Origin of the sequence: Aeribacillus sp. FSL K6-8394 (assembly GCF_038008865.1) — a bacterium.
Classification (GTDB): domain Bacteria; phylum Bacillota; class Bacilli; order Bacillales; family Aeribacillaceae; genus Aeribacillus; species Aeribacillus composti.
Genome location: NZ_JBBPAA010000001.1, coordinates 1,033,115 through 1,058,464 on the forward strand (window position 1 = coordinate 1,033,115; position 25,350 = coordinate 1,058,464).

General features: G+C 38.9%; 16 protein-coding genes, 6 pseudogenes and 1 CRISPR repeat array (1 of these 23 running past the window's edge). Of the genes and pseudogenes, 8 read left to right on the forward strand and 14 right to left on the reverse strand.

Annotated features, from left to right (window positions below):
- Window positions 1–752: a CRISPR direct-repeat array (repeat unit 30 nt; unit sequence GTTTCAATTCCTTATAGTTAAGATAAAAAC) (it extends 70 nt beyond the left edge of the window).
- Between the two features lie 630 nt (window positions 753–1,382).
- Both NSR00_RS04775 and NSR00_RS04780 read right to left on the reverse strand, forming a co-directional pair.
- Entirely contained in the window at window positions 1,383–2,501 is a 1,119-nt protein-coding gene (locus NSR00_RS04775; RefSeq protein WP_340787355.1) for a hypothetical protein, read from the reverse strand.
- Entirely contained in the window at window positions 2,495–2,998 is a 504-nt protein-coding gene (locus NSR00_RS04780) for an ATP-binding cassette domain-containing protein (protein ID WP_340789149.1), read from the reverse strand. Before NSR00_RS04780 ends, NSR00_RS04775 begins: the two co-directional genes overlap by 7 nt.
- A gap of 990 nt (window positions 2,999–3,988) precedes the next feature.
- Between NSR00_RS04780 and mntA the strand changes: the two genes are divergently transcribed.
- Complete coding sequence (gene mntA / locus NSR00_RS04785; protein WP_111646590.1) at window positions 3,989–4,396, forward strand: type VII toxin-antitoxin system MntA family adenylyltransferase antitoxin; 408 nt, start codon at window positions 3,989–3,991, stop codon at window positions 4,394–4,396.
- Window positions 4,386–4,796, forward strand: a pseudogene (gene hepT, locus NSR00_RS04790) (type VII toxin-antitoxin system HepT family RNase toxin). Before mntA ends, hepT begins: the two are co-directional and overlap by 11 nt.
- Before the next feature lie 106 nt (window positions 4,797–4,902).
- On the opposite strand, the pseudogene NSR00_RS04795 reads toward hepT, so the two are convergent.
- The 3 genes and pseudogenes from NSR00_RS04795 to NSR00_RS04805 all read right to left on the reverse strand — a co-directional run.
- Window positions 4,903–5,024 (reverse strand): annotated as a pseudogene (locus NSR00_RS04795) (nucleotidyltransferase domain-containing protein); the annotation flags it as partial.
- A gap of 7 nt (window positions 5,025–5,031) precedes the next feature.
- Window positions 5,032–5,169: pseudogene (locus tag NSR00_RS04800) on the reverse strand (PD-(D/E)XK nuclease family transposase); the annotation flags it as partial.
- A gap of 149 nt (window positions 5,170–5,318) precedes the next feature.
- Complete coding sequence (locus tag NSR00_RS04805; protein WP_340787359.1) at window positions 5,319–5,957, reverse strand: hypothetical protein; 639 nt, start codon at window positions 5,955–5,957, stop codon at window positions 5,319–5,321.
- A 144-nt stretch (window positions 5,958–6,101) separates the two neighbouring features.
- Between NSR00_RS04805 and NSR00_RS04810 the strand changes: the two genes are divergently transcribed.
- Window positions 6,102–7,283, forward strand: coding sequence for an IS701 family transposase (locus NSR00_RS04810; RefSeq protein WP_340787361.1), 1,182 nt, complete (start codon window positions 6,102–6,104; stop codon window positions 7,281–7,283).
- An 85-nt stretch (window positions 7,284–7,368) separates the two neighbouring features.
- Here the strand turns inward: NSR00_RS04810 and NSR00_RS04815 are convergent, their stop codons facing one another.
- The 5 genes and pseudogenes from NSR00_RS04815 to NSR00_RS04835 form a co-directional block, all read right to left on the reverse strand.
- Window positions 7,369–10,050: a helicase-related protein gene (locus tag NSR00_RS04815; protein ID WP_094245900.1), complete on the reverse strand. Its 2,682-nt coding sequence runs from the start codon at window positions 10,048–10,050 to the stop codon at window positions 7,369–7,371.
- A gap of 52 nt (window positions 10,051–10,102) precedes the next feature.
- Window positions 10,103–10,909: pseudogene (locus tag NSR00_RS04820) on the reverse strand (ABC transporter ATP-binding protein).
- A 313-nt stretch (window positions 10,910–11,222) separates the two neighbouring features.
- A complete protein-coding gene (locus NSR00_RS04825; RefSeq protein WP_094245901.1) occupies window positions 11,223–12,077 on the reverse strand; it encodes an oxidoreductase in 855 nt (284 codons plus the stop codon).
- 1,235 nt (window positions 12,078–13,312) lie between these two features.
- Window positions 13,313–13,708: a large conductance mechanosensitive channel protein MscL gene (mscL, locus tag NSR00_RS04830; RefSeq protein ID WP_340787366.1), complete on the reverse strand. Its 396-nt coding sequence runs from the start codon at window positions 13,706–13,708 to the stop codon at window positions 13,313–13,315.
- A gap of 140 nt (window positions 13,709–13,848) precedes the next feature.
- Window positions 13,849–15,075 carry an IS110 family transposase gene (locus NSR00_RS04835; protein ID WP_044897903.1) on the reverse strand — a complete coding sequence of 409 codons (1,227 nt, stop codon included), beginning with the start codon at window positions 15,073–15,075 and terminating at the stop codon, window positions 13,849–13,851.
- Between the two features lie 526 nt (window positions 15,076–15,601).
- On the opposite strand from NSR00_RS04835, the gene NSR00_RS04840 reads away from it, so the two are divergent.
- On the forward strand, window positions 15,602–16,819 hold the full coding sequence (locus tag NSR00_RS04840; protein WP_340787369.1) for a hypothetical protein: 1,218 nt from the start codon (window positions 15,602–15,604) through the stop codon (window positions 16,817–16,819).
- A gap of 260 nt (window positions 16,820–17,079) precedes the next feature.
- Window positions 17,080–17,157, forward strand: coding sequence for a hypothetical protein (locus NSR00_RS04845; RefSeq protein WP_335643383.1), 78 nt, complete (start codon window positions 17,080–17,082; stop codon window positions 17,155–17,157).
- Window positions 17,158–17,553: 396 nt separating this feature from the next.
- Here the strand turns inward: NSR00_RS04845 and NSR00_RS04850 are convergent, their stop codons facing one another.
- Window positions 17,554–18,678 (reverse strand): IS4 family transposase, encoded by a 1,125-nt coding sequence (locus tag NSR00_RS04850; protein WP_340787371.1) that lies wholly within the window; start codon window positions 18,676–18,678, stop codon window positions 17,554–17,556.
- A 136-nt stretch (window positions 18,679–18,814) separates the two neighbouring features.
- On the opposite strand from NSR00_RS04850, the pseudogene NSR00_RS04855 reads away from it, so the two are divergent.
- Window positions 18,815–20,101 (forward strand): annotated as a pseudogene (locus NSR00_RS04855) (IS4 family transposase); the annotation flags it as partial.
- Here the strand turns inward: NSR00_RS04855 and NSR00_RS04860 are convergent.
- From NSR00_RS04860 to NSR00_RS04870, 3 genes are all read right to left on the reverse strand, one after another.
- Window positions 20,075–20,413, reverse strand: a complete 339-nt coding sequence (locus NSR00_RS04860) for a hypothetical protein (RefSeq protein ID WP_094245929.1) — start codon at window positions 20,411–20,413, stop codon at window positions 20,075–20,077. The pseudogene NSR00_RS04855 and the gene NSR00_RS04860 overlap by 27 nt on opposite strands.
- A gap of 518 nt (window positions 20,414–20,931) precedes the next feature.
- Window positions 20,932–21,228 carry a nucleotidyltransferase domain-containing protein gene (locus NSR00_RS04865; RefSeq protein WP_003397908.1) on the reverse strand — a complete coding sequence of 99 codons (297 nt, stop codon included), beginning with the start codon at window positions 21,226–21,228 and terminating at the stop codon, window positions 20,932–20,934.
- Complete coding sequence (locus NSR00_RS04870) at window positions 21,215–21,670, reverse strand: HI0074 family nucleotidyltransferase substrate-binding subunit (RefSeq protein WP_094245930.1); 456 nt, start codon at window positions 21,668–21,670, stop codon at window positions 21,215–21,217. The genes NSR00_RS04865 and NSR00_RS04870 overlap by 14 nt, the downstream gene beginning before the upstream one ends.
- A gap of 830 nt (window positions 21,671–22,500) precedes the next feature.
- Between NSR00_RS04870 and NSR00_RS18045 the strand changes: the two are divergent.
- A pseudogene (locus NSR00_RS18045) lies at window positions 22,501–22,981 on the forward strand (transposase); the annotation flags it as partial.
- A 6-nt stretch (window positions 22,982–22,987) separates the two neighbouring features.
- Window positions 22,988–25,312, forward strand: coding sequence for a TOTE conflict system archaeo-eukaryotic primase domain-containing protein (locus NSR00_RS04875; RefSeq protein WP_340787373.1), 2,325 nt, complete (start codon window positions 22,988–22,990; stop codon window positions 25,310–25,312).
- Window positions 25,313–25,350: the final 38 nt, after the last annotated feature.

Sequence of the window (25,350 nt, forward strand, 5' to 3'; positions counted from 1 at the left end):
ATTCCTTATAGTTAAGATAAAAACGAAGTCGTTGCAATTCATGGATATGAAAAATCAGAGTTTCAATTCCTTATAGTTAAGATAAAAACCTAAATTCGAGACAAAGTTCGGTCCACGGGTGAGCTTGTTTCAATTCCTTATAGTTAAGATAAAAACAATTAAGAGTTGATAACCAGTCTGGCTATAAAGGTGGTTTCAATTCCTTATAGTTAAGATAAAAACGCAAGTCGCGACAGTTTCCATAGCCATCCTCGTAAGTTTCAATTCCTCATAGTTAAGATAAAAACCGCGCGCACCGTAATATTGCCCGGAATCTGATCGTGCTTCAATTCCTCATAGTTAAGATAAAAACGAACGATCAGGACGTTCCAGAGAAGAATTTATGAAATGCTTCAATTCCTTATAGTTAAGATAAAAACGATGGCTCGAGAAACAAGGTGTGAAAGTGGACAACCTGCTTCAATTCCTTATAGTTAAGATAAAAACCTGTCGGCATATCAAAGCTCCTTTCCACAAAAAAGCTTCAATTCCTTATAGTTAAGATAAAAACGATAACCTTAATTTTGTGGTCGTATGGTTCGAATGCAGCTTCAATTCCTTATAGTTAAGATAAAAACTGAATTGATGTATGAAGCAGGTAAATTGTCGGGGGAGGTTTCAATTCCTTATAGTTAAGATAAAAACTTTCTATAGAAGAAAATGAAATTATTTGTGAAGAAAAAGTTTCAATTCCTTATAGTTAAGATAAAAACCCCAGAAAATGTTGTTAAATAAGCATTTCGTTTTAAATGGTTGATTGGTTATTTTCATTTTAACGAAGGAGTCAAATTTTATCAATCCTTTGATTTGCGTGGGCTCAATTGAATTTTAAAAGAGTCGTCGATCCCCCGGGATTTTTGCACGATTAGAGGTCGACGACAAATTTTCATTATTTTTATAAAGAAGAATGTCAATGATTCCAGTATTCTTACTGATCAAAGGCTTGTTTTTAGGACTTTTTATTCGGACAGAAATCGAGAAGAGTTGTAAAGAATTAAAGATCCTGAATTAGAAAATAGATAAGTGGATTATTTGACACTACATCATTTGCGGTAAAGCCATTGTTGCATTCCTCCTTATGTTTGTCCATTGTAAATTCTACAAAGGAAGGGGAAGCAATGTGGCTCTTTTCTATTTCCCTTTTGACACAATCATATGGACTAATTGGTGGCGCAATTTTCTAGTCTGCAACGGTCCAGTTACACACGATTTTTCTGTTTCAGATAAATGAAAATTTGCAGCATGTGCTATCAGAAAAAGTGGAATGTTAAAAATTATTGGATTTAAAAAATGACAACGGTTAGTCGTCCCCGTTGTCATTCTAAATGTTACTTGATTAAAGACTAGTTACGCAGCTGAGAAACAATATTCTCGTTTGATAGTTCCTTCGCTAATATACTAGAAATAACATACTTTACAAACAATTTATTTAGTAAAATGAATAAACTTAATAGTATTAATAAACCAACGGTAATTATCATTAATATTTCATTATTTAGCGCCTTAGAAAGAAGAATAGCAAATAAAATAACCGTTCCATAAGAGAAAATATAAACTTTTTTGTTTCCTGATTCGATTGTTTTATAAAACTGGGATGTGATTTCTTTGCTAGACATTCCGTTTAAATAGAGAGACAGTAAATCACGATTTATTAACTTGATGAGAGAATTTAAGCTGTTTTTATATACAATGACAATTACAATAAGTAAGCTTAGCTGGAAAAACAAAAGCAAATGAAAAGAGACTTTCGAATTTTGTACTAAGTTCTCCAATCCTTCAGATTGATAATATACATAAACTTCATCTTCATTAAACATTTCATGAAAGGATTTGACAAAATCATATATATATTCTGTTTTTTCTAAGTTCACAATAAGTGATTTAACACCTGAATAGTTACTGCTATTAATTGTTGCCAACATTTTATTATATAAAGGTTGAGCGAGATAACATTTATCCTTTAGAAAATATGTGCCTGATCCTTCATAATAATAGTTTGTAGTTTTAACGGGCTTGTGATTCATATCAGAAATAATTAATGTTTGATTTTTAAAATGTTCTGGCAGCACTAAAGCATTGTCATCAACTTGTTCGTCAAAACTAATTGCTTCTCTAGTAGTTTCATTAAGAGGCAAGCAATCTAAAAACTCTACCTCCTCTTTTTCCGACGAATAAATAAGAGGAATTTCATAATCATAGGTAAGATTTTTAACATGAGGCAAATTTAAAATTAAGTTAGTATCGTACTCAAATTCTCCTGTTTCTGTATATCCATTGATCAGTACCATTGATAATTTATCATTATTTAATATATTATTATGGATGTTCTCAGCAGAAATAAATACTGTAAAGATCGAAAATATAATCAATATTAGTAATAAAAAGTTTAGTATCGCAAGCTTTCTTAAACTTTTTAAATATTTTTGCTTTATATAATAAAAAACCGAATCATGTTTTAACATAGTTCTTTCAATCCTTTATTTAATTGAATAAAATCAAATGATTTGTCTGACTTTTCCACAACAAATTTTGAATGGGTTACTACTATAATGACCCTATCTTTTTTTATACTAGATAAAATATCCATTATGATTTGAATATTCTCTTCATCTAAATTATTCGTTGGCTCATCCAATAAAATAAGCGGATATTCAAATACCAATACTTTTAAAAAAGCTGCTCGTTGTCTTTCACCACCAGAGAGATTATTTACTGGAATATCTAACTTGTTTTCCATTTGTATTTGCCTGCTGTATTTATTTAGTTTTTCGTTATCTAAAGGCTGGCTGTTTATAAGTGAGATAATTTGAAGGTTTTCTCTAATTGTTAAAGTCTCTATTAAATTTAAATCTTGGAAGAAATACGCTATTTTTTTCCGCAAGTCATCAACTAATTCAACATCCTCAAAATTAATTTGTTTATGAAATAAATTAATGCTTCCTGAGTGAGGTTTTTGTATTAAAGATCAGTAGCATTGCATTAAGTTAATTTTAATTTGTCAAGCCCAATTTTATTTTTTTCTATTTTAGTATTTTTTGTGGTATGCACACAATTAATTTTGGAAATAAATTGAATTTCCTGATCTGATCGCTTATCAGTAAATAAAATGAGCGCCTAGTAAGCGCTCATGTAGACAATATATTAACCAGAAAGTTAATAAACTTCTTCTTGGATGATCCCTTGTTTTTTTAAATCGTGTTGATACCACTTCATCAGATTATGCCACCGTGATCGAAATGAAGAATGGGCTTCTTCGTTTCTTTCTATCGTTTGCAAGCAAAAAATACAGAGACGTGCAAGCTGTTTCACCGCACATAAATAAGGAGCGGTCAATACAAATGTTTCAACAAAGGCATCGCTGGCTCATGGATGTTTCAGCGCTACATCCGTTTCCTTAACCATAAAAAATTGATTAAGCACGACCGCATAGGCCGTGCTTTTTGGTTTAAAATTTTTCTTCATCGTTAAGATAAAAACGCACCTAGCTGAAACAGGGAACGCCAATCTAAGAGGTTTTCAATTTCTAATAGTTAAGATAAAAACTTGGAGGGATTGAAATGAAAGTATATAAAGTTTATGGGTTTCAATTCCTCGTAGTTAAGATAAAAACGCGCTTAACGTTGTCATTTTCACTGCGTTGCTAATGTTTCAATTCCTCGTAGTTAAGATAAAAACATCCTAAGTTTCTTCCTTGTTTTGGGAATTTATCAGTTTCAATTCCTCGTAGTTAAGATAAAAACCCCAGAAAATGTTGTTAAATAAGCATTTCGTTTTAAATGGTTGATTGGTTATTTTCATTTTAACGAAGGAGTCAAATTTTATCAATCCTTTGATTTGCGTGGGCTCAAAGAACCACCTTAGCTTTTACGCAAAGTTTGAGGCAGGAAATAAAAAGTAATATAATGAAAGAAAATGGCCCGGATTGGGGCGAAGAAAAGGAGGGGCAGTGTTGACTGAACAGATCGAGCCAATCATTATTGAAGTGTTGACCGAAACGGTGTCCCCATATTTGATTTATTTGTTTGGATCAACGGTTGCAGGACATGTTCATCAAGACAGCGACATTGATATCGCTTTTCTCAGCGACCAAAAACAATTGGATCATTATGAGCGATTTATGGTTGCGCAAGAATTGGCATCCAGGCTGCACCGGGACGTCGATCTTGTGGACCTCAAACAAGCAAGCACCGTGTTTCAGGCGCAAGTGGTCAGTAACGGCAAAGTCATCTATTGTACAAATGAACAGAAAAAAGCCGAATATGAATGGAGAGCCTTGAAGATGTACGCAAAATTGAATGAAGAACGCACGGAAATCTTGCGAAACATTAATGAAAGCGGGTCGGTTTATGAAAAATGATGTCATTTTAAATAAAATTAGCGTGATCGAGCGGTGCATAAAGCGCATTCACGAAGAATATGAGAACAACCCGAAAAATTTAGAAAACTACACGTAGCAAGACTCCATTATCTTAAATCTCCAACGAGCATGTGAAGCAAGCATCGACCTGGCGATGCACATGGTCGCACAGAAAAAGCTAGACCTCCCCCAAAACAGTCGAGACGCTTTTTCTCTTTTAGAACAGCACGACATCATCACTCCTTTTCTTTCACAAAAAATGAAAGCGATGGTCGGATTTAGAAACATCTCCGTTCACGACTACCAGGAAATTAATTTGACAATTTTGCAAAAAATACTTGATCACCATCTAATCGACTTTACCGAGTTCACGAAAGCGATTCTTTTTTATGAACAGTGAAGCGGGCGGTGCAGATGCGCGCCGTCCGAGCATATTATTTAAGCAAAGACATAATTCAAGATAGAGACTTCTCATAAATCATTATTCCATCGCGCTCAATTTGCCGTTAGATTTCCTCATTCAGCGAATCGAAAGACAGCACATCACACGAATAAATGCCGACAATGTTGTCAATCTTATTCATGATTTTCCCTTTTTGTTTCCCGTATAATTAATGTACAAATCAATACCGTCCTTTTGGAAGCTCGGTGTTTTCATATTGCACATCGACAATCCGATCGCGGCCCGTGTGGTTTAAAATCCCGTTCAAAAGCGCGATCGTAATTCACTTTCGGCTTGGGTGGCCGAACAATTGCTTAAACATAAAATCCATTTTCAAATCGAGGTATCTTTTGTCATTGAGGAAATTTTTGAAAGGATATAGATACGATTTTATTAAAGCGGAATGAAAGAGGAAAAACCAAGAATTCAAACAGAATTTTCTGAATAAAAACAAGAAGAGAGCCGAGTGACTTTTTGGAATTACGGACTCTCTTTTTCCGATATTCTAACAATCTTCGACACACTTCGGGGCGTGCCAGGCACGCAAACAAAAATTTCATTCACTGTATTGCCACTATACCTAATTTGAAAATTTTGTTTAATAATCGATATTTCCCTTTCAGTTATTGAACTATAAACTTCCCTTACCCCTCCGGGACCAAATCTATAATCGTGAGCAACAATAAATTTCCCAGCAATTGCTTGCCAAGATGACCATTTTTCCCCAACTTTATAACGTATCTCAAAGATAGGAAAATTTTCTTCAATCATTTTTTTATTTGCCAAAATTTTTATATCCTTTGCTCCTTCATCTAAATAACCATGTGTAAATGAATAGGATTTTTTAAAGGAACTAATAAAAATCCGATAGTATAAAAGATTATTTTTTTCTATTCCTAGAATATCACTCATCTGTTCATCCGGAATTTGGTTATAAGGATCATCAGTTGGTATTTGTATGCACTGAACAAAGGGTGATTCACAAAATTCACCATCTTCAAATTGAATGAGGTCTTCTAAAACATTCTTACCTGAAGTTAAATTTACTTTAGCTTCTTCATGTTCATCCAAATTTTCCCTCGTAAAATCAAACAATAATACGTTTACATTTTCTAGCATCATAGCATTCTCCTTTATATAAATACTGTAGATGAGCAAATTCGCTAACATAAATTTACAACCAAACAAAAAAAGAGACATGAACCCGATTCCTTGATTAGAATAGATGTGTCACCAAACCATTCTCAAGGAGGTTCATGTCTCATGAATAGACTGCCACATCACCAAGGAATCGACAAGTTTTTCGCAATGTTGGGGCTGGCCCTTTATTTCTCTAAGCCGGTCATGAAGCATCTCGTTCATATTATCGATGCGCTGACAACGAAAGGATTTGTGGGAACCTTGACCGATCTGCATCATGAGAGCTTTCATCCCAACCATCGAACGACACTGAGCCATTTTTTCACGAAAAGCCCTTGGGATGAAGAAATCTTGCTTCGCAAACTCCAACAGTGGATGCTTCGTCGTGTCGAACGCATCGCCAAACAGGAGAATCAACCCCTTTTTGTTTCGATCGATGATACGATCTGCCAAAAAACCAAGCCTTCGTCACGGGCAACGCACGCCATTCAAGGGTGTGATTGGCACTATTCTCACACAGAGAAAAAGTCGATCTGGGGACATTCTCTTGTTTGGCTCATGGTTCATACGATGACCCAGGCTTTTCCCTTTGCGTTCCGCCTCTACGACAAGGCGGCTGGGAAAAGCAAGGGGGAACTCGCGATCGAGATGCTTTCTTCTTTGGATGTACACCGTCCTGTTTATGTGCTGATGGACTCTTGGTATCCATCGCAAACGCTCGTGGAAGCTTGTCTGAAAAAGGGATTCCACGTAATCGCAATGCTCAAGGCCAATCGGCTTCTTTATCCAAAAGGCATTGCGGTTCAGGTGAGGGAGTTTGCCCGCTACATCGAACCGAAAGACACTCACCTCGTCACGGTGGGAGAAGAGCGTTATCGCGTGTATCGCTACGAAGGCTCTCTCAAAGGTCTCGATGATGCCGTGGTGCTGCTCGCTTGGAAAGCCGATCAGCCGATGACATCGGAACATCTTCACTGCGTCTTGAGCACCGACCGGGATCTAAGCGATGAAGAGATCTTGCGCTACTATGCCCAGCGTTGGTCGATCGAATGTTTTTTCCGTCAAGCGAAAGACCAGCTGAAACTCGATGGATACCGCGTTCGCGGACGTCGGGCGGTGAAACGCTACTGGATCTTGGTGCAGCTTGCTTACGTGTACAGCATGTTCGAGTCGAACAGCGATTTTTCTGATGGGCTCGATCTTCTGCGCAAGAGAAAAGGACATAGCCTCGTGGAGTTCATTTACCGTGCAGCGAAACAAAATATTCCCATTGATACCGTGAAAAAACAGCTCCACGTGGCATAAGGGGTACCCTGTTTGTCTCTTTTACATGGTAATTATTGTAATTAAAATTGCTCAACTACAGTTATATAGAAAGATGAACAGCGAATTAAAAATACATCTCATCATACATATATTCATGACAATGATGGCAATGAGGATACGGAAAATCCCATGGCAATGCTTGATCGCAAATTTTACATTTTTTCATATAGCGTATCAAATGTTTAGATAGTACTTCAAATATTTTTTCAGAAATTTCTTCTTTCAGCACAAAAACCTCTTCTTCGTTAAAAGACAAGGATTGGGAATAAGCAAATGACGTATATAACATGAGCTTTTTATAGCTGTTTTCCAATTCATCAATTGCATCGACTGACGTAAGGATAGGCGGCCTATTTACTTTCCCTTCCGTCAAATATTCTCTAATCATCGTTAACCAACAATCCGTTATCGTCGTTTCTTCGATGGAAAACGGAACGAAACAGAAAGATAATTTTTTCCAAAGAGGAAGCTCGATCTTCATCTCTTTCAATGTTTTTTCTAAAACAGACATTTTTCTTTCCCATTCGCTTACCCCATGAACACGATAAGGCGTTTCTTTTAATTCGTTTTGATAAAAGCCCCATGCCCGTTTGAATAAATCGAATGATTCATAAGGAAACTTTTTCAGTGATTCGATAGATATAGGAAGAAAACTATATTCAATAGGAGCGACTGGTGTCTCTAGCAACGTTTTTATTTTCTTCCTACCCCTCATAGCACGAACGAATCCTTCTTCATATATCCCTTTTCTTCCTGCCCGTCCTGCGATTTGTTGCACTTCTTCTGCTTTTAACGTACGAACGGCTTTCCCATCAAACTTTTCACTTTCCATAAAGATGACTCTTCGAATAGGAAGATTCATCCCCATTCCGATGGCATCGGTTGCTACTAATATATCGGTTAACCCTTTCCGAAATTGCCCGACTTGTTTTCTCCTTGTTTCTGGCGGCATGCTTCCGTACAAAACAGAAACGCTATATCCTTGTTTTACAAGCAAAGCGGCAACATGGAGAACTTTCTTTTTTGAAAAAACAATAAGTGCATCTCCTTTTTGCAAGTCTTTTGGAAAAGAAAAAGACTCCTCTTCCCAAATGAGTGGGGTGGTACGTTCGTGTTCGATCACTTCAAAGTCAAACTGATGATAAGTTAAAAGCGTTTGAAGAAAGTCAACAGCATACGGTGCAGCAATCAAATGAATTTCTTTCGCGTTCACCCCAACAATTGCTTTAACCCAAGCAGCCCCTCTCGTTTCATCCGCTAATAATTGACATTCATCAATAACAACAACATCGAATTCATCGGTGACATTCACCGACTCGACCGTTGCGCTTATATGGGTACTGCCATGTACATTTTTTCTTTCTTCCCCTGTGATTAACGCACATGCAATGCCATGCGCACGCATCTCTTCAAATTTTTCTAACGCAAGCAATCTCAATGGAGCTAAATACATTCCTGTTTTTGCTTGAAGCAATCGTTGAATCGAGTCGTATGTCTTGCCAGAATTAGTCGGACCGACATGGACGATATATTTTTTGTGCGCGGATGGAGCTGAAAGTGATAATGGATGCGCAAAAATTTGCTTGCTTATCGCTTTTAAGTGGCGGTTAAACTCCTTAGAATGAAGAAACGATCGTTCAAATTCCTCCATTGATGTAAACCACGTGTTCAACCAGCGGTTCATCTTTTGAGGGTTCCATTTGATCGAACATTGATATTTTTCGTTTAACAACTGTACATACGCATATGCAATTTTAGATAAAATCGCTTCGTACTCCTCTTTCGTTCTTCGCTTTTTATCTACTTTTTTAATAAAAGTCGGATAGCGCCGCATTTTATCAAGAACGATTATCATCTCTTTAGAACAACTGTTCTCGAGCAAGCGACAAAGGCTATCCCACTCATTGTACAGAGCTTCCGCTTCTTCTTTTACTTCATGGAGCCATATGCCTACGTGTTGATCAATAATGGATTCACAAGCTTTCCACACAGATGTTTGGCGAAGGGCAAGGAAGGCTTGAAAGCGAGTTTTTATTTCGTTCGTCAATTCCACTTCTACATATTTAACTACTTTTGCCACATGTTCCACATCTATTGTGTCAAAAAATGTTCGTACTAATTTTTCTTTCCAAGTGACCGTTATCTCTGATGAACCGTCTAATAGCACTTCCCCGTTTTCCTCTTGTAGTTGTTTTTTTATTTGTTCTTTTCTCTCAAACAACCAAGAAGATAGAGAGTCGCTCAAAAAATGCAAATCCACTGGTTTTTCTATTTGTTTACATAACTGTTGAAACGGATATTCTTTGCGATAGAGAAATGACAATTCATACTGGCCAAAATGCTCGAGCAAATCCAATGTGATTTCTGCGATTTCCCAGTCTAATAGCTCATTTACCTCGTAAATAAGGTCTTCCATGTCCATTTCTTCTACTTCATCTGGCCACCCTTGGGTTATGAGATACGTACGTACTTCGTCCATTCCTAATTCTTTCACACAATCAGCGAGTAGCTCGTAAAGAAACGCTTGTATTTTCTCTTCGCATCGATTGGACAAATTTTCATCGAAAGAATACAGCTCTATATCGTCCCAAACGTGCCTTACCGTACGAAAAGGTTCGGGCGTAATTTCTAATGACAACAGTTCTTCTCTTATAAGATGAAGGATGTCTTCTTCCAAAGCCGTAAACTGGTGATTCAATCGCTCTTGCAATTTTTCTATCATATTTATTGACTTATTTACGGTCATTGAAGTGAAATTTCCCTCCTTTTTCCATTCGTTTTACGCCCGTCGTCCTCTTTTATTTTCCTAGCCGCTGAAGTGTAGGGCTGTTTTTTATCGATACCCACGGCCGGTTATGTTCCCAACGGACATGCAGACCTATTTGAAATGTTTCTGATAAATAATTGTCGGTGAGTATTTTTTCTTTTTGTCCGGCCGCTACGATTTTTCCATCTTTTAATAATAAAACATGGGTCATTTCTTCGATGATTTCTTCAATGTAATGCGTGACATATAGCACGTGGCATACTTTTTTCGCAATAACGTCTTTAATTAGTGCTAATAGTTCTTCTCGTGTTAACATATCTAATCCTACGGTCGGTTCATCCAATATGAGTAGCTTTGGCTTTGCCATTAGTGCTCGAGCAATCAACACTTTTCTTTTTTCTCCTTGCGATAATGTCCGGTACATTTTTCCTTTTAAGTGACCGATTCGAAACGAATTCATCCATTGTTCGGCTTGTTGGAAGTCTTCGTCTGTGACAGGCTCATACAGCCCAATCGAAGCAAACTTTCCGCTAACAATCACCTCTTCCACCGTTTCGGATTCTAATGTATGTTGAAAGCGTTCAAACGCACTGCTTACAAACCCAATATGTTTGCGAAGCTCTGGCAAATTCGTTTTTCCAAATCGGTACCCTAATACCGAAACTTCTCCTTTTAATGGGTACTAATAGCCTAATACGATATTAAGTAGCGACGTTTTCCCCGAGCCATTTAACCCGAGAATGACCCATTGCTCGTTTTCTTGTACTTTCCAATGAATACGGTCTAAAATGACGCGGTCTTCTCTAATAAAAGAAACATTTTCCATCTCGATAATCATTCCCTCTGCCTCCCCTTCTTTACATGAATTCGCGGTTAAATTCCGATTCCCTTCTAAAATATAAAAACTAGAAACAGAATATTGTTTAGAAAGGGCCGTTTTCTCCCTTTAAACGTTTTATTTCTCTTTCTAGTTCATCTAATCGTTGATGAATTTTTTATAGAATCGGTGCGTATGCAATCAGTACAATGACGAGCCATCCCACTTTGCTTCCCCCTTTTCTTTAATCGAATAGGATGTATGCTTTACAATTGCCCCAACAAGCGTTGCCGAAAACAACGGGCGCCCCTTCATATAAAGGCGGCGCTTATTGTTATTTATGAAACTGTTTCATGACAATCCGTTCCCATTGCTTCCAAGGCAGCCAGTTTTTCAGCCTTAGCATCAGTTTGACTCCTCTGCCTACGGGGTAGCGCAAACTAGGAGTCGGGGATTGGGCGACTTTTACAATTTGTTCAATGACTTCGTCAGGAGGCGGCGCCGTTTTGGCTACTCGATTCACGTACTGTAAAATGGTTTTCATCTCTTTTGCATATGGCGAATTCGAACGAATGGACACCCCTTGAAGTCCTTTGGACCAAATGTTCGTTTTGTACGAACCTGGCTCGATTAAGACGACATACACCCCATACGGCAACATCTCTAAACGGAGCGATTCGCTAAATCCTTCGACGGCAAACTTGGAGGCAACGTACGGTCCCATCGACGGAAAACCAATCCTACCGCTAATGCTGCTAATGTTGATGATTTTGCCGCTGCGCTGCTTTCGCATCACTGGCAACACCGCTTTGGTGACCGCAACTAACCCAAAAAAGTTCGTCGCAAATTGCCGCTCCCACTCCTCTAGAGAGAGTTCTTCTACAAAGCCACCAACGGCAAAGCCTGCATTGTTGACTAATACATCGATTTGTCCATAGTGGTTTATTACATCGTGCACGACCGATTCCGCCGCGGCGAAATTGGTGACATCGAGAGGCACCACTTCGATCTGCTCCCAAACGCCTGCTTCGCGTGCCGCTGTTTCGAGAGTTTCTTTGTTTTCCATGTTCCGCATCGAAGCGACTACTCGATAACCTCCCCGAGCAAGCGCTACGCTTACTAGCAGCCCAAATCCGCTCGATGCACCTGTCACTAGCGCCACCGACTGAGGACTTAACTTTTGATTCACAACACCACCTCCTCGCTACCATGCAGACATATTATTGGAATTAGATAATAGTGAGCGATATTCCTGCCATTTTGCCAAAAAGACCTCCATCATGCGCTGATGGAGGTCGCTTTTTCCTGTGCGCCCGGCATGGGTGTAATCTATAGGGTGAAAGTCCCGAGCTGCGAAGGCAGAAGTAGCAGTTAGCTTAACGCAAGGGTGTCCGTGGTGACGCGGAATCTGAAGGAAGCGAGCGGCAAACTTTAAGGTCTCTCGGAACACGAACTTCATATGAGGCTAGGTATCACTGGGTGAGTTTGCATGACAAAACAAAGCCCTTTCTGCCGAAGGTGATACAGAGTAAATGAAGCAGATGGATGGAAGGAAAGATTACACTCTTACCCGGGGAGGTCTGGCTGGTACGCCAAGTAACCTTGGTAACCTATCTAGTGATAGATAGCTGAACAGTCAGAAGTCAGCAGAGGTCATAGTATTAGTTGGTTTAGAACTACTAAGAAGGACCGAACAATTAAGAGAGAATAGCCCTTGGCATTCAGTGAGTCATGATGAACACAGAAAACGTAGTACCTCACTTGAGGGAGGAAGCGGTGAATCCCGTGGGAGACCTCTTGGAGGGTGGAGTGACCACTGGCATAAAGAGAACAGCTATTCACGGAAGTTATAAAGACTTGCGTCAATCATCTTAATTGAACCGCCGTATACGGAACCGTACGTACGGTGGTGTGAGAGGTCGGGGGTTAGTCACCCGCCCTTTCTGCCGAAGATGATACAGAGTAAATGAAGCAGATGGATGGAAGGAAAGATTACACTCTTACCCGGGGAGGTCTGGCTGGCACGCCAAGTAACCTTGGTAACCTATCTAGTGATAGATAGCTGAACAGTCAGAAGTCAGCAGAGGTCATAGTATTAGTTGGTCTAGAACAACTAAGAAGGACCGAACAATTAAGAGAGAATAGCCCTTGGCATTCAGTGAGTCATGATGAACACAGAAAACGTAGTACCTCACTTGAGGGAGGAAGCGGTGAATCCCGTGGGAGACCTCTTGGAGGGTGGAGTGACCACTGGCATAAAGAGAACAGCTATTCACGGAAGTTATAAAGACTTGCGTCAATTATCTTAATTGAACCGCCGTATACCGAACGGTACGTACGGTGGTGTGAGAGGTCGGGGGTTAGTCACCCCCTCCTACTCGATTCCTTTTTCTTGTCATTTTGTTCCTTTCCCATGGCATTGAGTTATTCTCTTTCCAATTGCTGTTTTTTCAACAAATCGCGGATTTCCATAAGAAGTTCCTCCTGCTTTGTTAAGGATGGCGGAGCTTCCTTTTCTTCTTCCTGTTTTTTAAGGCGATACAATTTGTTTAACACTTTCACGAACAAAAAAATCGAAAACGCAACAATAAGAAAGTCAACGACTGTTTGCATAAACATGCCATATTTCACATCGGCGTCACCGATTTTAAAGGATAAGTCGCTAAAATCGATGCCGCCAAGCAATAGTCCAATCAGCGGCATAATCATGTCATTGACAAGGGAAGATACGATTTTGTTGAATGCCCCGCCAATAATCACCCCGATGGCCAAGTCGACAATATTTCCGCGCATCGCAAACTCTTTAAATTCTTTTAGCATATACAATCACCTCATTTCCTATCCCGAAAATTTAAGTCCATGAAAAAAGCACAAAAAATCCAGGGGGTGTTAACACCAGCAGATTGGTATTTGCTGGAATAAGTCATGTTTATGCACCTGATGGTTACTGTTTCGGTTAACTACGCTGTTTGATTTGACGGCTCTACCATGACCTTAAACCCTAGTGTTTCCAACTTCCGAATCGCTTGTCTGGCGACTTGATGGCGCTTGCGTTCTTCGTAGTAATGTGGACCAAGTTCGATGTAAGTCTGCTTCTTTTTGAGGAGATGGTAGACAATAGTCAGGATGCTATGAGCGACCGCAACCGCTGCACGATTGGCCCCCCGGCGTGCAGCAATACGGTGGTACTGGCTGGATAGATAGGTGTGTTTGGACCTAGCAGCGGCACGGGCGGCTTCCACCAGGGTGCTACGAAGCTTCTGGTTTCCCTTGCGGGTTTTCCCTGACTTTCGTTTTCCGGCACTTTCGTTATTCCCTGGGGCGACTCCTGCCCATGAACACAAGTGAGCTGCCGAAGGAAACTGTGTCATGTCAGGGCCAATCTCAGCCAAAATATGCTCCGCTGTGCGCCGACCAACGCCGGGGATCGTATCTAACCGCTCCAGGTCATCTTCAAAAGGGCGCATCCGCTCCTTGATTTCAGCATCCAGTTCTTCAATCAAGGCATCTAAGTGATCAATATGCTCAAGCTGGGTTTTAAGCATCAGGCGTTGATGAGGGCCGATGAGGCCCTTCAGGGCCTTTTTCAACTCCTCTTTCTTCCGTTTGAGACGGCGCTGAGCCAGTTCGGATAGCACATCGGGGTCAGTTTCACCATTAATTAAAGCCTCGATCATGGCTCGACCCGATTTGCCCAGCACATTGGTCGCCACCGAGGAGAGTTTGATGTTAGCCCCTTCCAGTACCTTCTGGATGCGGTTGATTTCGCGAGCCCGCTCTTCAATCAGGCTGCGACGATAACGGATGAGTTCCCTCAACTCCCGTTGCTGGCGGTCAGGGATGTAACTACCTTGTAGCAATCCATGGCGTAAGAGTCCAGCGATCCACTCGGCATCCTTTACATCTGTTTTGCGACCAGGCACATTTTTGATATGTTTGGCATTGACCACTAAAATCTTGATGTCTTCCATCTCCAACAGGTTATAAATTGGCTTCCAGTAGGAACCTGTACTTTCCATGGCCACGTGAGTGACGCCATGCGCCTTGATCCAGTCTACAAGCATAAGCAAGTCTTCAGTCATGGTAGAAAACGTGCGGATCTCTTGATGATCCGGAGTAATAATACAAGCGACGACGTTCTTCTTATGAACGTCTAATCCACAAACATGAGTATGGATAATGTCCATGTTCGTTCCCCCATGCCTAACATGTAATAAACACAGGCTGGCGGTGCAACGACCATACACGTCATTCTATCCCGCGTGCTTCCCCAGGGAGCAACAGTCTGTGGTGCACCAGGTCGTCGGGGTCTGTCTAATTAACGGGCTCATGGCACCAAGGTAAGACGACCTCGCTGGCCAGCCTAAGATTAAGTATACATGGACGAACTATTTTCATCATCTGCTGGTGCCGCTTTTGCGGCATGGGGGTCTAATTTCGAGTATAGCAAAGTATAACATAAAGTTTTGGAAAGGTTCTAGTGAAACTGGATGTATTTGTCGAAAATAGCGGCTATATGAGTAGTACGCGTTATGTACTATCCAGGGAAAGCGGGGAAGAAACTCCTGCCTCTTATACCTCTTTTTACATTCTTTCGAAAGAAGTTGCTTCATAATAGAAAAAGGTAGATACTCGTTTTTTACGTAATTTAAGACATTGCACCCTGTATTAGTGTTAAAATATACTATGAAAAACAAGAAAGGAGCAGAAGAGGTGAATATTCGAACCATTTTGAAACGCATTCCGCATGACGATCTGCTTGAGCTTATCATGCGCCTCATCCAATCTAACAAAAAAGCCCAAGAAAAAGCACTTCATTTTTTAGAAAACAAAGGCTATTTGAATGATGAAGAATTAGCACAAAAACATTATAACGAGTACCGTGAAAAATTTGCAGAAGCGATAGATATTATTTCTGAGTTTAATATGTACGGCGGCGGTCCGGAAGACGATGAGGATCGTGCATATGAAAATATGGAACAAGTTCTTTCATTGCTTGAAGAGGGGAAGCTGCCAGATGAGTGTAGGGAAGAAATGATTCACGAATTGATGGAACAATATCTTGAGGGAAATTCAGGATTTGACGATGCTATATGGGACTGGATTGAGAGAATCGCCTGCGAAGAAGCACATTGGCGGCTTGTGTTATCATACTTGAAGCAGTCAAACAGCAAATACGATCAATCGCTCATGCTAGACATTTATCGGCACAAGCTCGGCGATGAAGAGACGTATGAACAAATGCGGATACAGCAATTAACATACGGCAGCGACTATTTGGATTATGCCCAATTTTTAGAGCAAAAGGGCGAAAAGAAAAAAGCGCTTGAAATCGCTGAGAAGGGATTAAGAGAAGGAGAAGGATTTTTAGGAGCTTTGTATGAGTACGTGTTCGAGCAATATGAGCAAATGGGGGAAAAAGAAAAAGCGCTGCAATTATTAAAGCAACAATTTCAACACCGCCCTTCTTATGAGCTGTATAAAAAAGCGATCGCTTATGCTGCGCCAAGCGTGAAAGAAGCGGTGAAAGAAGAATTGTATGCATTGTTAACTAGACAATCGTTTTATTCTTATGTAAAAGCAGAAATTGACTACAATGAAGGAAACAGCAAAGAACTGCTTCAATACGTCACAAAAACGGCGTCTTTTCCGTTCTATTCCGATCCATCTAAGTATGAACGTTACTTAAACGAGCATCATCCGTTGGAAATGATCACCTATTATAAACAAAAAGCCGAGCAGCTGATTGGACAACGAAAGCGTTCAGCGTATCGCCAGGCTATTGTGTACATCGAAGAAATCCGCCACGTCTATATCGATATTCTCGGACAGCCGGATAAGTGGAAGGCGTACTTCAACAGTGTCATCGCCCCTTACCAACAACGTCTGCCGGCGTTTTTAGATGAGTGGAAGAAGCGGGGCGGGGAGTGAGGCCGCTTCCCGTCACACTGAGAGAAATAGAAGGGGTTTTATAGAATTTAAATAGGGAGATGCAAACTTGGCGCAGATGTATATGAGGAGGAAGGGAATTATTGAGGCGGCCAAAAACTATTGGAGAACCAAGTTGAATATAAAATTCTGAATGAAAATAAATAGGTGATTTTTTAGATCATGAACAAGATACTACATTAGTTCAAAAAATATTAAATCAGTATGATTACTATGAAAAATATGGTTACAAGATTTTTACTATTGATGCAGATGATTTATCTTATGAAGCCGGAAATAAGTTGTTTGAAGCGTGGTTAAAAACAAATAACATAATATAACTCAGCTTTCGCAGTCTGAAATCTTGTTTAAATGCTTGATGTAAATGGGTTTTGGAAGTACAAGAATTATCATTTGACATTTTTTAAAACATAAAGAAAGACACCTATTCTTTTGGTAAACTATGGTGACCAAACCAAAAACCAAAGAAAGAAAGGTGTCACCACTATGATAACGAATAAAGACTACTTTGCGCAATTACCAAAAGAAATTAAACAAGGATTTTCTGAATTAAATATTGGATATCATTTCACTACCGTCGCATAAATGATGTCTGAATTTTCAGTTTTATTTTTTTTCTGGACTTTAGAGAAAAAACGAAAACACCTAAGCGAGGGTAGTAAACATCCATTTTTTTACTATAACCTATGACTTGTGCAACAACGACTGGCAAACCTTTATGGGACGCCGTTTCCTTCGATTTTTCGTAACCAAATGTGAGCGGATTTCCACAAAGAAGCCTTCAAATAGCGACTAATTTGTAAGTAACTGCGTTCGCTATTTGTGTTCAACTGAGCTAAAACATTCAGACAGTACACTATCATGGCTACGTACACTTGGTTGTGTACAGCTTGTTCACTGTGACCATAGAACTTTTTAATGTTTAAATGTTGTTTCATCCATTTGAAAAACAATTCAATCGCCCAGCGCGATTTATAGATTTCTGCTATTTCATCTGCACTTATGTCGAAACGATTTGTGAGTAAATGCAGTGTGTTTCCTTTTGTATCAACCAATTTCAGTAAACGGAACGCATTCTCAGAACGATTTTGTGTGGTGCCAATGACCACCATTTCATCAGACAAAACAGATGAATTTTCCGGCAGAGAAAAGGTCTCCAATACACGAACTACAGCGTTTTTCCGTAATCGTGAAACAAAGAAATAGCCATCATCTGTCATACGATCAAAACGTTCATAATCTAAGTAACCACGGTCAAACACGTACAGGCATTCTTTGTCATCCACGAATACTTCTAGTTGACCACGATCATGTTCGTTGGCATTCGTGAGTACGGCTTGATCTGGATAGGAGAGTCCTTTTTCCATAAAAACAAGTCGTAAGTGAAGCTTTACTCCTGATTTTGTTTTTCGAAACTCTGCCCACTTATGATTGGTCAAATTAAGCGGTAATGTACTCGAATCAATGATTTTTAGTGGCGTTGTCAGCTTTCTTCGCTTTTGAAAATGTGTTTTCTCATGAATTTGAGCCACTAAATTAAGAAAAATCGATTGAAAGAAAACCGTTGGAATGGCGTTGATTCGTCTCCCTAACTGTGAAAAACTAATCGATTCCAATCCCGTTGCTCGTTGTAATTCTTCTAAAAAGACAGCGTCACTCAGCGCCCGTAAACTCTCGGTTTCATGAAGCCCTGCATACAAAAGCAGTTTCATAAATGAAGCCATATAAAGCTTCTTGGTATAGTGATTTAATTGATGTGTTTTCACTAGGTCGTCAAATAATGGACGATTAATCGGTGAAAACCATTGTTCAAATGATGTTTTTCGTGTAAACTTATCCATGCTTTTGTCCTTTGTATTGGATTTGGATGGTTTACTACCACCCAACCATTATAAAGGATTTTTTTGTGTTTAGATTATGTTTCAGAAAATTCGGTTTATTTGAAGGTGTTAAATTATTTTAATGCGACGCTAGTGATATCATTTAAGAAAAGCGAATATTACGAAACTTTCCGGGTATTCTTGTCTTACTGTTTTCAAACTGATTTTTCTTTTAGTCTTCCAATATAAGAACTGGTTTCGTGCTTTTATGAGTAAACGATCTCAGGATCTGCCCGGAAAGGATACAGTCTATCGCTTTTTAAATACACCAACCTATCATTGGAGAAAGTTTCTGCTTTCATTAAGCAGTGAAATGATCCGTCTGCTTCAACCATTAACTTCAAAAGATCGTGTCACAGCTTTTGTGATTGATGATTCTGTCTTTTCAAGAAACCGTAGTAAGTCGGTTGAACTGTTGGCTAAGGTTTTTGATCACTCTACCCATCAGTACTTGAAAGGGTTTCAAATGCTTACCCTTGGCTGGACCGATAGTTTTACTTTTATTCCCGTTGATTTTGCTCTTCTAAGTTCACCGAAAAAGGAAAATCGCCTGCAAGAAATCAATACCAATATTGATAAACGAACATCTGGCTATAAGCGTCGCCAGGAAGCTCTGAAATCAAAACCGGACGTGGCTTCAGCTTTACTTGATCATGCGCTTGAAAAAGGGATTGTAGCTGACTATGTTCTCATGGATTCCTGGTTTACACAAGCGCCTTTAATTGAGAAGATTACGAACAAAGGGTTATTTGTCATTGGCATGGTGAAGCAATTAAAGCAGCGATACGTTTACAATGGTGAACGTTTCACACTGAATCAACTTTACAAATTGGCAAAACCTCACATGGGTAAAAAAGACATTCTCGGATCCGTTTATGCTACTTTAGACAATGGAATTCCAGTAAAAATTCTATTTGTACGAAACCGTAATAAACGGAGCGAATGGCTTGCCATTCTCAGCACAGATACAACATTAGAAAATGAAGAGATCATTCGTATTTACGGCATGCGTTGGGACATTGAAGTCTTCTTCAAATGCAATAAATCCCTTTTAAATTTAGAGAAAGAATTCCAGGGACGTTCCTACGACATGTTAATTAGCCATACAACCATTGTTTTTACACGATATATTCTCATTGCTTGGCAAATGCGAAAAGAGGAGGATCCTAAGACGATTGGCAACCTTTTTTACATCCTTTGCGAAGATGTAAAAGACATAGATTTTATTACTGCCCTTCAATCACTTATTGACCTTTTCCAAACTTTGGCGGAAGCTGAGGTTTCTTTGAACATGGACATCTTTAAAAATCAAATGAATAAATGGTTGGCCACTATACCTAATTATATCAAGCAATGCTTAAATATTTCTGTGTGCGAAAGTTGAGTTAATAAGATTTATTTTTTCTGTGTTTCGGTACTGTTCTCTAAGCAAGTGAAGCGTGTCGGAATCTAGCTTCGATATCGCCTCTAGCATGAGTTCTGGCTGTTTCATAAATGTACTTAACTCTTTTGCTAGTTCATACAAATATTTGACAGCACTTTCAACTTTAATCTGATCGTACTGCGCACTGCAAAAGAAGAAATCTTGAATATCAAGCATGGTTAAATCATGATAAGTGTTCTTTAAGTGTTGAAGGGCAATTTCGCACATTTGTAAATACGTCTCGTAGTTGTTGCCAACGGTTCGAAGCTTCATCTCAATCCCGTACGATTTTTTAAATCCATAAACACTTCTTGCTTGTAGAGAAGGTATTTTCTATAATCAAATGCGGCAAGCAAATAGGCAAACAGCGGTGCTCCAAGCGAAATGCTTGGATTATATGCTTTCCCCTTTTCCCGAAACAATTCACGATAAAGATGAATAAATGAACTGATTTAACAACATAGCAACCTCATGCGGACGCTCCTCAGCATACTTCACTAATCAGCCGTATTGCTCCAATGTACAAAACTTCCAGAGGAAGGATTCTCTTTCTGCAGCTTTTTTACAATATTGACAAACAATGCCTGTCACTGTTCGCCAAGAACGTCTTTCAAAACTGTTTGCGTTCATCATCCATTATGGGAAGGAATAGTTGATTTTCATGTATGGGTGGGGAGTAAAATTTACTCATGGATGTTTTTTGCGGAAAAAGGGAGGACACCCGAAAAGAGAACGCCTAGCGAACACTTTTGGGTCCCATCATGTTCGACACATACTCTCGAACACTGAGCTCACGACAGAGGCTTTGCATAAATGACCTTTCCATCACGCATAATTTGCCGTTTTATTTCCTCATTCAGCGAGTCAAAAAACAGCACATCACACGAATAAATGCCGACAATCTCGTCAATGTCGTCCATTATTTTCCCCTTTTTATTTCCGGTATAATCAAGACACAAATCAATATCAGAATTATAGCGTGCCGTGTTTTTTGCGCGTGATCCAAACAAAATAACTTTTTGAATCTCTTTGTCACCTTCAAAATACGTAAGCAACCGCTCAAATACATTTTTATTAATTCCATACATCGCTATCAATCACTTCTTCTTTTATTTTTTGAAGCAACGCTTCGATTTGGTGAACATATTCATTTACGATTTTATTTTTTATTCGCTCATAATCTTCTTCGTTATACACATGGGCAGTTGCGTTTCGCGAACTCAGTATATCGTTCCATACATCAATATTTTCAATCCATCCTTCCTTAAAAGCTTGACGATAACATGCCCGCGGACTGTTTAGTTCAAGCCCGGATGACTTAAAAATTTTTGATAAAAGCTTCCAAAGTTGATCTTCTAAAATCTCATATTTTTTCACAATCGAATCTCTATACACTTCTTTCATCAATTCGTCTTCATTTGTTATTTGTTGCGATGCTGAAATCACATTTTTTAAGTGCAACAATAAACGAAATGCATATTGATACGACAACATGATCGATTCTTTGTATTTGTCAAACAAATCGTCCATTCCCAATCTACCGCCTTTCTCTTACATAATAACACAAAAAGGCTAAAACTATGTATGGCTTCTTCTGATGACTTTCAAACAAACAAGACATAAGTTCAACAACTTGATATGGTTGCTAATATAATGAATACATCTTCCATGGACATACTCAAATTCCAAATTGTATAAATTTAAAACATTCGACAAAATAGATTTTCACTCTTGTAATAATGATGCATTTTTTGCGTCATGAGTATCAATCTCGAAAACATAATTAAGAAAAAAAGCCTCCTCCTAGCCTTTAAAGCATTTTTTCAAAAAGTTGAAATTGACACATATTTCATCCTCGAAAAATTCACTGAGCATGTTGAGATACGTAGCTTGGTAAAAAATGACGCGAATATAAATGTTCATTCTTTGCGACTTCTTTGTTTTTTCCTACTTATACTTACTCATTCGGCATCGTTCAAAAAAAATCTACTTTTTCGGAATCAAAGATTACGAAATGTGAGTGAACGGTTTTTTAGAGTACATTGAACATCGTCTGGAAGAAGTTCTACAACGCTTAAGACGTTTCTTGAGAAGTCGAAATATTGAATTACAGTTACATTTATATATAACAGAAATGCTCTTTTTTCATTGTTTATTTGACAGGGTTAATTGTAGGGAGTTTTTATCTGGATTCAAAAGCTCTTCAATATATTTTAGAACACTTTTACACAAAATAAATAACTCAACTTTCGCAGTGAAAAATTTATGAATAATCCTTGATTTGATAGGTTTCTTTGGGTATCTCATATTCACTTGACACTGAAAGGTTTCGTAAGTGCTTTCTATATCACTAAAATTGCCAGTTTAAAGAAGGAGCAGTAAAATTAGTTTTAGAAGGTGGAAAACAAATTACATCAACGGCTAGACAACTAGATATTTCACCAAAAACCTTGCATAGATGGGTGAGTGATTATAAAAGGATCCAGTAAATAGTTTTGTTGGGAGTGGCAACTTAAAACCTGAGGATGCAGCTATGCGTGAATTAAATAAGCGTATAAAGGATTTAGAGGAAGAGAACGCAATCTTAAAAAAGGCTATGGGCATCTTCGCCAAAAACCAGAAGTAATATATGATTTCATTGAAAAACACCAACACGAGTTTCGTGTAGCGAAGATGTGCCAAGTATTAGGTGTTGCAAAAAGTGGATATTATGCTTGGAAAAAGCGTGAAAAGAGTCAACAAAAGAAACGAAAAGAAAAGCTAACAGCTAAGATTAAACGTGCACATTTAGAATCAAGAGGCCTATATGGTAGTCCTAAAAAGGTACTTAACGAACGAGGTAAAGTCATGGATATCCGGATTCAGTTGCAAGAAGCTCTTGCGGAATGCGAACGTTTAAGGAAAGAAAATGAATATTTAAAACACATTCTTTCAACGATGATGCAAAAGAAAGAAAAAAGTAATTCTGTAACTACGGCTAGTTCTATAGTCAACAACCAATCGTCCCCTGAAGAAAAGATACGATTATTCAAGCGGCTTTTTCGAGGACGGACTGATGTATATGCGGTTCGCTGGGAGTCAAAAAACGGCCGTGCGGGATATACACCTGCCTGTGCCTATGAGTGGCAACCACCTCTTTGTCGAAAACCGGAGATCAAATGCAGTGAGTGTCCGCATCGAACATTGCTACCGATAAATGATCAAGTACTGTACGATCATTTAAGCGGAAAGCATACGGTTGGAATTTATCCGATGCAAAAAGATGAAACGTGTTTCTTTTTGGCGATTGATTTTGACAAAAAGAATTGGCAAGAAGATGTGTTGGCGTTTGTTTGTGTATGTAAAGAGTTTTCCGTACCGTATAGCATTGAACGATCAAGATCTGGGAATGGTGCACACGTATGGATTTTCTTCTCCGAAGAGATTCCTGCTTCATTAGCTCGCAAAATGGGAATGACATTGCTCACTAAAACAATGGAAAAACGATATGAAATAGGTTTAGACTCCTATGATCGATTATTCCCGAATCAAGATACGCTTCCAAAAGGCGGATTCGGAAATTTAATCGCATTGCCGCTTCAGCGAAAGCCAAGGATAAACGGCAATAGTGTATTTGTCGATGAATCCTTTACTCCTTATCCAGACCAATGGCTGTATCTATCTTCTGTTCAAACGATGACAAAAAAAGAAGTACAAGATGTGGTACAGCTTTACGAAAATAAATCTATTACTGTAAACGAAGTTTATCCAGAGAAAATTACTATTGAATTAAAGAATGGTCTATACATTCCAAATGATAGAGTCCCCTCTTCTCTTTTAACTAAGTTGACGAAACTAGCAACATTAGCGAATCCTGAATTTTATAAAGCTCAGAAAAATCGCATGTCTACATACGGAATACCACGAGTGATTAATTGCTCTTGGGATGAGGAAGGATATTTAGTCTTACCGCGCGGCTGTTTGGAGGAGGTTATTAACCTTTTATCGTCATTATCCATTCAAACTGAAATCATTGATGATCAATTCGATGGCCAGACGATTGAGGTGGAATTTCAAGGTGAGTTAACTTCTCAGCAACACGATGCCATATCGCAATTATTGAAACACAATACAGGTGTTTTTTCAGCAGCCACTGGTTTTGGTAAAACAGTTATAGCGTCCGCTCTTATTGCGGAACGAAAAGTTAATACGCTAGTCATCGTTCATCGGACACAGTTGATGCAACAGTGGTTGGAGCAATTATCAACGTTTCTTAATATTTCATCAAAAGAAATCGGACAAATTGGCGGCGGAAAAAACAAAATAACAGGAAAAATTGATATAGCAACCATTCAAAGCTTAAATTACAAAGGTCAGTTGAAGTCATTTATTACCCATTATGGCCAAATCATTGTCGATGAATGCCATCATATTTCTGCCTTTAGCTTTGAGAAAGTGTTAAAACAAGTTCGCGCCAAGTATGTGTATGGGCTAACGGCTACACCGATTCGTAAAGATGGTTTACACCCTATTATTCACATGCAATGTGGTCCTATTCGTTATAAAATTGACGGGAAAACCCAAGCAAAAGTAAGGCCATTTATTCATCGTTTAATTCCGAGGTATACGAACTTTACGTCCCCACACAACGACATTCAGCAACTTTATAAAGAAACAGCACTCAATGAACAGAGAAATCAGCAATTATTTGATGATGTGTTGTCTGCGCTTGAAGAAGGCCGTTGTCCGCTAATCTTAACAGAACGAATTGAACATGTTGAAATTTTAAAGCAATTATTTAAAGGATTTGCTAAAAATATTATTGTACTCTCCGGGAATATGACGAAAAAAGAACGGATGGAACAATTGCATCGACTTTCTTCCATTCCTGATGACATGGAAAGATTAGTGATTGCAACAGGAAAATATATCGGTGAAGGATTTGACGATGCGAGGTTAGATACTCTATTTTTAGCCATGCCGATTTCATGGAAAGGCACCCTGCAACAATATGTCGGACGCTTGCATCGAATTCATGCAAATAAACAAGAAGTACGTGTATATGACTACGTGGATAAAAACATCCCGATGATGCAAAAGATGTTTGAAAAAAGATTGGCGGGATACCGCGCCATGGGCTATGTGTTAGATGAAAAAAACACTTTGTACAACGAACAGATGAAGTTGTTTTAATCTTAGTTATAGAAATGTGTGTATGTTTCATTTCACTT